At 68.0% G+C, this 259-nt stretch carries 1 protein-coding gene; it reads left to right on the forward strand.

The genetic code is table 11. The features are described 5' to 3' along the window. Window positions 1-259, forward strand: a 259-nt coding sequence (locus MFF40_RS28530; protein ID WP_238263189.1) for a hypothetical protein, incomplete at both ends; no start/stop codon positions are given.

Consider the following 259-nt stretch of genomic DNA (forward strand, 5'->3'; position numbering starts at 1 on the left):
GGGCCGCGATGTCGGCGGTTGCGGCCCGGATCCCGCATTTCTGCGCCGGCTGCCCGCACAATTCCTCGACCAAGGTGCCGGAGGGCATGCGGGCCTATGCGGGCATCGGCTGCCACTACATGGCGCAATGGATGGACCGCGGCACCGACGGCTTCACCCAGATGGGCGGCGAGGGCGCGAACTGGATCGGGGAGAACAGCTTCTCCAAGCGCGGCCACGTGTTCCAGAACCTCGGCGACGGCACCTACAACCATTCGGG

The sequence above is a fragment of the Methylobacterium mesophilicum genome (assembly GCF_022179445.1).
GTDB classification, from domain to species: Bacteria; Pseudomonadota; Alphaproteobacteria; order Rhizobiales; family Beijerinckiaceae; genus Methylobacterium; species Methylobacterium mesophilicum.